At 42.2% G+C, this 4,345-nt stretch carries 6 protein-coding genes and 3 pseudogenes; all 9 read left to right on the top strand.

Going from position 1 to position 4,345, the window contains the following annotated elements:
* A partial coding sequence (locus tag ACTS60_RS00260) for an RHS repeat-associated core domain-containing protein (protein WP_440886729.1) occupies positions 1–612 on the top strand: 612 nt, incomplete at its 5' end.
* Positions 609–962, top strand: a complete 354-nt coding sequence (locus tag ACTS60_RS00255; RefSeq protein WP_050925311.1) for an immunity protein Imm33 domain-containing protein — start codon at positions 609–611, stop codon at positions 960–962. The genes ACTS60_RS00260 and ACTS60_RS00255, both read left to right, overlap by 4 nt.
* A 66-nt stretch (positions 963–1,028) precedes the next feature.
* A pseudogene (locus tag ACTS60_RS00250) lies at positions 1,029–1,298 on the top strand (HNH endonuclease signature motif containing protein); the annotation flags it as partial.
* A 3-nt stretch (positions 1,299–1,301) separates the two neighbouring features.
* Positions 1,302–1,841, top strand: coding sequence for a suppressor of fused domain protein (locus tag ACTS60_RS00245; RefSeq protein ID WP_322852755.1), 540 nt, complete (start codon positions 1,302–1,304; stop codon positions 1,839–1,841).
* A gap of 98 nt (positions 1,842–1,939) precedes the next feature.
* Positions 1,940–2,143 (top strand): annotated as a pseudogene (locus ACTS60_RS00240) (RHS repeat-associated core domain-containing protein); the annotation flags it as partial.
* A gap of 195 nt (positions 2,144–2,338) precedes the next feature.
* Positions 2,339–2,659, top strand: coding sequence for a hypothetical protein (locus tag ACTS60_RS00235; protein ID WP_440886728.1), 321 nt, complete (start codon positions 2,339–2,341; stop codon positions 2,657–2,659).
* 25 nt (positions 2,660–2,684) lie between these two features.
* Complete coding sequence (locus ACTS60_RS00230; protein ID WP_440886727.1) at positions 2,685–2,933, top strand: hypothetical protein; 249 nt, start codon at positions 2,685–2,687, stop codon at positions 2,931–2,933.
* A gap of 71 nt (positions 2,934–3,004) precedes the next feature.
* Positions 3,005–3,142: pseudogene (locus ACTS60_RS00225) on the top strand (RHS repeat-associated core domain-containing protein); the annotation flags it as partial.
* A gap of 128 nt (positions 3,143–3,270) precedes the next feature.
* Positions 3,271–3,603 carry a hypothetical protein gene (locus ACTS60_RS00220; protein ID WP_440886726.1) on the top strand — a complete coding sequence of 111 codons (333 nt, stop codon included), beginning with the start codon at positions 3,271–3,273 and terminating at the stop codon, positions 3,601–3,603.
* Positions 3,604–4,345: the final 742 nt, after the last annotated feature.

Here is a 4,345-nt window from a genome sequence, read left to right as displayed (position 1 = left end):
ACGAAACGCAGTGACTTTGCGAGTGGGTTAGTTTATTTTGGCTATCGGTTCTATTCGCCTTACCAGCGCCGCTGGCTTAACCGCGACCCACTACAAGAACAAGGTGGGATCAACCTCTATGCTTATGTGAATGGTGATCCGCTAGGGTATGTGGACCCGGATGGTAGAAATCCGGTGGCAGTTGCAATAGCGGCGGCAGCGGCACGAGCGCTCCTTAAAAAGCTATTAAGGGATATCGCGAAGAAAAAGGCGAAAGATGCTGCTAAAAAGCAGGCTAAGAGCAGTAAAAGCAAGGCTAAATCTCAGGGATGTGTTACAAAGGGCGCACCTGACATTACGAAACCGTATAAGCGACCATCTGGTGCTACGACGAAATCTCAGAGGGAATCAGTTCAGGGTAAACCATGTGTAGATTGTGGAGCGACAACGCCAAAGCAGTACGCTGATCATAAAGAACCCCTTGTTAAAGAGTACTATCGCACCGGTACAATTGATAAAGCACGTATGCGAGATCTCGACTCTGTACAACCGCAGTGCCCAACTTGCTCTAATAAACAAGGAGCTGAAATGAGTCGATTTTCCAGACAGAAGAAAAAGGATCTAGGGTTATGACGACATCAGCAACAGAAGAATTACAAAAGGATCTATGCAAACAATATGAAGCAGAATTTCTTTCTTCTCCAAATCATCTGAAGGTTGGCATTGCTACTAATGTTTTGGAAGGTGTTGTCCCAATTAACGGCCTTCGCCATCCCCCTGAGGGTGATACCACTGGTTGGTATATTTACGCCGGAGAAGAGTTATCCGATGATCCAGATTTCTTTAAATCTCTTCACGTCGAGCACCTTGATGACTGGTGCCCACAGATTAAGAAATATCTAGGTCTGGCACCGGGATGGAGGTTTCTTATTGCTGGAGATTATGAGGACGTGTGGTTTGATGAAAGCTTACTAGAGGTCTAATTTTTATTCTGCTCGTAATTTGATGTTACAAACAGTGTACCTAAGTACGCCAGAAAGAAATACAAGTCAGTTACTAGGACTGAGAAGAAGCGAGTCCTTGAGGAAAATAAAACCTGCGTCTACTGCGACGATAAGCCGTCCACCCAGGTTGATCACATAAGGTCTCAAAAGCAAGATTGGGTAGAGGGAGGATTTAAGGATTCTAGAGAAGTCAGAAGCGCTAGAGTAAATGATCCTTCGAACTTAACCGGCTCTTGTCAGTCGTGTAATGCTTCTAAGGGCAGCAAGCCTCTCGGCACTGGCCCCGGCCAGTGGACCCCTCCAAAGGATAGATAAACTATGACCAGTATATTTGATTATTATCGAGCAATGTATGGCGAACCTGCCAGAGAAGCTGAGTATAAATCTCCAGAAGGAGCCTTAGTACAGATTTTTAAATGGGATGAAAGTCAAACCGATGAGGGGGTTACGATGTACGCAACACTTGGTGCAAATCGTAACCTCGGTGATTCTACTGAAAGTTGTGAATTCTTTATAGGTATGATGCCCGAAGCAGATAGTATTGCTGATGCATTAGCGGAAATAGCGCTTCACGGTAATGGTACGACGGATATTCCGAATAGTGGCGATACTACAACTCTAGCGTATGAGTTATGGTCAGGTACTAAAGCGAAGACTTTTATGTTTACAGATGGCGACGAAATTATTTCGCCAATTAAAAATGAGTCTGGAAAGCAGATTTGGTTTATTCAGCTAGTGCCGCTTTTTGAGAAGGAGCTAGCTTACAAGAAGGAGCATGGTGAAGAGGCGCTTTGGGAGAAATTTGAGGAATCTGAAGTGCCTTATTGGGATTCTTCTAGGGGGGATTCTTTAGGGTAACATTCCGGTAATGTTACAAAGGGACCACTGTGGACGTCGACCAAGAAGAAGTCTGGTGTTCAAAACGGTCATAAAGTGATATATACACTAAATTGTAAATAATTGAATATCTTGAAAATTATGTTGTTAAAATCGATAGAATTAAATCAACGAAACGCAGTGACTTTGCGAGTGGGTTAGTTTATTTTGGCTATCGGTTCTATTCGCCTTACCAGCGCCGCTGGCTTAACCGCGACCCACAACAAGAACAAGGTGGGATCAACCTCTATGCTTATGTGAATGGTGATCCGCTAGGGTATGTGGACCCGGATGGTAGAAATCCCGTTGTCGCAGGCGCTGCGTGGGGTGCCGCGGTAGCGGCAGCTGCTAACGCATATAAACAACTAAAGAGTTGTAAGCCCTTTGATTGGGGAGAACTTGCATTTACTGCAGCAGCTGGAGCGGTGGGTGGAGCATATGGTGGAGCCATAGCTAAAGCGGGAATTACGGGATACGCTATGATTGCGGCAAATGCAGGGGGGAGCGCTGCAATTAGTGCAGCATCCGCAGCAATCAATAATAGATTTAGGGGAGGAACAAATAATGTAGCGGAAGCTGCTGTAAGAGGTCTTTTTTCGGGAGCAGCAGGAGCTGCAGGTGGTGCTGCAGTATCTAGAGGTGTTCGTAATTATGCGATAACAAAAAATCAAGGTGCTTATAACCTTTATCCTTTAAAAGGATCAAATGCAGTTGAGGGGTCGGGAAAAACTAATCCAATAATCGCAACAGGTAATGCTATAGGAGAAGGATTCGGTGCGTTCTTATCTAACGGTATCTAGGCTTAAAAAGCAATGTAGGAATGAGATGATCCGCTACTTTCTGCTTATTTCTCGCGCTTTTTTTGTTCTCCTATTTATAGCAGTTATTAATTCGTTGGTATTCTGGCTGATATCAGACTCACCTATTCCGGCTATATTCTTAGCAGGGTTGTCACTTTATGCATTTCAATTGGCGACACCACATAAGATTGCAACTTTTAAAGCAATAAAAAAATACTATGATAAAGAAATTAAAGAACTGTTAGAGGAGGAAAGTAACAAAGATAAGATATGATACTTTCGCAATTTGTTATCTCGAAGAATGGGATCAGTGTCGTGGCATAGCATAGTAAATTTGACCACTTAGACCCACTACAAGAACAAGGTGGGATCAACCTCTATGCTTATGTGAATGGTGATCCGCTAGGGTATGTGGACCCGGATGGTCAACAAAGTATCCCAATACCATGCGTACCAGATAGACCTTTAGAGAATTATTATTGATGGTATTGAAAAAGGTGAAAGAGAGTCCAATAGAAAGTATGTGGTATGGCTAGATCCATCTTTCCCCCCCTCGAAATTTCTATGTGCGATTGTTGATGTATACAACAGGTTTGTCAAAGGAGTTTTATGTGAGAAGTAAACTGAAAAAAAATACTATAATAATGCTTATAGCGATATTTATATTTTTATCTATATATATATCTTTTCACTTAACTCTGGTTGGAATTAACCCAAGTGAAGTAAAAGATTTTGAGATCTTTGATGTGTACTGTGAGCCAACACTCAGACTTGCCAATGGCACTGAATCAAATAGCGTATGTAAGTTTAAGGGAAGTGCAAATGGTGAAAAAATATCGGGATATGCACTTTCTTATTGTGAGCTGAATAAAGATAAAATGTTCTTAAATGAAAGTAGAAGTATATTCGGTCATAAGGTGATATATACACTAAATTGTAAATAATTGAATATCTTGAAAATTATGTTGTTAAAATCGGTAGAATTAAATCAACGAAACGCAGTGACTTTGCGAGTGGGTTAGTTTATTTTGGTTATCGCTCCCATTCGCCTTATCAGCGCCGCTGGCTTAACCGCGACCCACTACAAGACAAGGTGGGATTAACCTGTATGCTTATGTTAATAGCGATCCGTTAGGGTATTTGGACCCGGATGGAAGGTTCGTTTTGGTTAGTCCTCCCTCGCCTTTGCCTATAGATCTATCAATAAATCAGATGACTGGTAACAGTCCAAATAACGGTTGGGTAGATAGCCCTGGAGCTAGCTTAATGCACGACTACTATAAAAATTCATGTGGTCCAAAGCTCCCACCATCAGGCGATGAGTGCCAGGATTATAGAAACGAAGCGAATCAAGCGAGTATGTGTACACACCTAAGATCTCAATGGGATGATAGGTTTTAGCCAGGACGGCATACAAAAGTCATTATGGATTCTCAGAGAAGGGCTAAAAAGTATAATCGGCTTGCAGATGATTGTGAAAGAGCAAGAGAAGTGATGAATTGCCAATAGTTATGAATAGGAGTTTTTAGAGTGAAATACTGGGGATATATACTCAAGTAACTTCAAGATGCAGGATTCAGAGCGCTATCACTGGCTCCCTGTTTACCGAAAGTAAGCAAGGAAAAAACAAAGCGAAATAGCAGGCTCTTTCCAAATTGTTGCCTTGCCTTCAAACCAAGTCATTCT

The sequence above is a fragment of the Vibrio sp. WZ-1 genome, from assembly GCF_052037695.1.
Taxonomy (GTDB): Bacteria; Pseudomonadota; Gammaproteobacteria; order Enterobacterales; family Vibrionaceae; genus Vibrio.
The sequence above is the reverse complement of the archived record's forward strand: the minus strand, read 5'-3'. Positions and strand labels throughout refer to the sequence as shown.

Bases quoted from the DNA above. Each gene is read 5' to 3' on its own strand.
- ACTS60_RS00235 (WP_440886728.1), top strand. From the start codon at position 2,339: ATGATTGCGGCAAATGCAGGGGGGAGCGCTGCAATTAGTGCAGCATCC.
- ACTS60_RS00255 (WP_050925311.1), top strand. From the start codon at position 609: ATGACGACATCAGCAACAGAAGAATTACAAAAGGATCTATGCAAACAA.
- ACTS60_RS00245 (WP_322852755.1), top strand. From the start codon at position 1,302: ATGACCAGTATATTTGATTATTATCGAGCAATGTATGGCGAACCTGCC.
- ACTS60_RS00230 (WP_440886727.1), top strand. From the start codon at position 2,685: ATGATCCGCTACTTTCTGCTTATTTCTCGCGCTTTTTTTGTTCTCCTA.